This is a genomic window from Chthonomonas sp., from assembly GCF_035294505.1.
Lineage (GTDB): Bacteria > Armatimonadota > Chthonomonadetes > Chthonomonadales > Chthonomonadaceae > Chthonomonas.
On sequence record NZ_DATGKU010000026.1, the window covers coordinates 1 to 2061 of the forward strand.

Here is a 2061-nt window from a genome sequence, read left to right on the forward strand (position 1 = left end):
GGCAGGTCAGGGTGCGCTTTCCGAAGGGGCTGGTAGGTCGCCTGGTGCAGTCGGGTTCCGTTGCGCTCGTTCTGCTCCCATCCGTAAGTGCATACGGCGTTGAAGCAGTCTGTAAACTGCAAGAGCGTTTCCTGTAGAGCCTTTTGGGTGGCGGGGTCTACATGCAGTTTCAGGCACAACGTGACTTTCACTGCCTTGCCCTTCTTTTGGATAATCTTTGTTTATCGAGGGTATTATATCATGAATACTCTGGGTTCACCACCTAAATCGGAAAGGAGTGCAAGGAGTTATTTTGACGCCCCGATTGCTGAAACAATCGGGCTGATGCGGCTAGCAATTCCTCCTCTGCGCAAACGCAGGGGGTCTCCTTGCTATGTTTTTATAAGCGTTAGACGCAGGCACAATATTACGTAAGGTTATTTTAATCCGAGCAAGAAAACAAGAGGGCCTACCACGGACATCCTAATTGCATGGAGAACATGATGCGAGGGGAACGAACCCCCGACGCTCTCTCTAGAGCCTTGGCCGAACCTTCACGGCGCGCCATTCTAGAGAGCCTTCAGTTCGGACGCCGCACGGTAACGGAGCTTGTGCAAGCGACCGGCTTGAAACAACCGAATGTGTCCAACCATTTGGCAAAGATGCGCCAACAAGGGCTTGTAAAGGCGGAACGGATGGGCCGATTTGTCTACTACTCCCTCGCCATGCCCTTCGCCGACGTGCTTCTTCGTATGCATGAGATCGCCGCCTCCGCAACCCCAACCCCCAAAACCCCTGTTCCAAGCTCCTCGCCGGAGGCCTCCGCTATGAAACCGTCTACTCCAGAGCAAGTCGCCTCGTGGCGCCAAACCCTCCTCGATGCGCTGTTGCAAGGAGATGAATCCACCGCGGTCATCCTCATTAACTCGATGCTCGCCCAGGGCGTCGCAATGCCCTTTATCTATGAGGAAATCTTTCAGTTTTGCTTACAAAGCATCGGGGAGATGTACCAACAGGAGCTAACCGATGAAGCGCATGAGCACCTCGCTTCGGCCATCGTCGAGCGGCTCATGGCTCGGATCGCCCAATTCTACACCCCCATCGCCCTTGTTGGATGCCGCGCCGTGTTGGGCTGCGTTGCAGGGAATTGGCATCAGCTTGGCCTACGCATGATCGCCGATGGCCTACACGCCCTCGGATGGGAAACCCTCTTTTTAGGGGCAAACGTTCCCACCCCCAGTTTCGTGGAGATCGTGCGTTCGGCCAAACCGAACCTTGTGGTGGTCTCCGTCGCCATGCAGGAGCAGTGGGAGGAGGCTCAGCGCCTATTACAACATCTCAAAGAGCTGCGTCAACATCATTCGTTTCTTATCGCCGTAGGCGGCCACTATATTGACGACCACCCCGAGCGCGTGCCGCATGAAGAGGGCTTTCTCACGGCCCCTACCCTCTCGCGCTTTTTAGAGTACATCCGTGCCCGCTGGCCGAAAGGCTGTTATGAAGAGAAAGAGGAACCTTTCGACGGCAACAACGCATTATGACATCGTCCTTCGGGAACCTTTATCCCTCCCTCCATAAGTACTATGAGTAAAGAACATTGGCGTTTGAACAAATTGGGCAAATAGGCAGTCAGAAGAACCGTCGCCTCGTTGATTTTGGGCGCAGCGCATCTCAATGAGAACGTATATTGATCTAAAGGCCAAAAACCCATAATATGTTGTAAGGGTAACGTCCTCGCCCACCTATAGGGGATTATGATATAATCCGTTGAGGAGGACTGCAAAGGCCTGTATCGAAGAGCAGAAGCTCGAATAACAGGGTCGTTTTGACAATCTAGTCCCTTCGGCGTGCGGTTACTCGCACCGATGGGGCTTTTCGCTTTAAGGGGTAATTGCCCTCAAATCGAAAACAGAACAACTTATCACGAAAACTCAAATAATCCGTTTGCATACTGTAAGGCAGACAGCAGGAGGCTGTATGAAGATGACAGGCACAAGCACCACCGACTTCCTGAAAAGGATGTCTGAACAACGTGCCCATGAACGCGAATTGGCGTGGGAAGGGACCTTTGCCGACTATCTC

At 53.1% G+C, this 2061-nt stretch carries 1 protein-coding gene and 1 pseudogene; one reads left to right on the top strand and one right to left on the bottom strand.

Annotated elements, in window-relative coordinates:
• Window positions 1-191: pseudogene (locus VKV18_RS00885) on the bottom strand (hypothetical protein); the annotation flags it as partial.
• 288 nt (window positions 192-479) lie between these two features.
• On the opposite strand from VKV18_RS00885, the gene VKV18_RS00890 reads away from it, so the two are divergent.
• Complete coding sequence (locus VKV18_RS00890) at window positions 480-1520, top strand: metalloregulator ArsR/SmtB family transcription factor (RefSeq protein ID WP_324202345.1); 1041 nt, start codon at window positions 480-482, stop codon at window positions 1518-1520.
• Window positions 1521-2061: the final 541 nt, after the last annotated feature.

Bases quoted from the DNA above. Each gene is read 5' to 3' on its own strand.
- VKV18_RS00890 (WP_324202345.1), top strand. From the start codon at position 480: ATGATGCGAGGGGAACGAACCCCCGACGCTCTCTCTAGAGCCTTGGCC.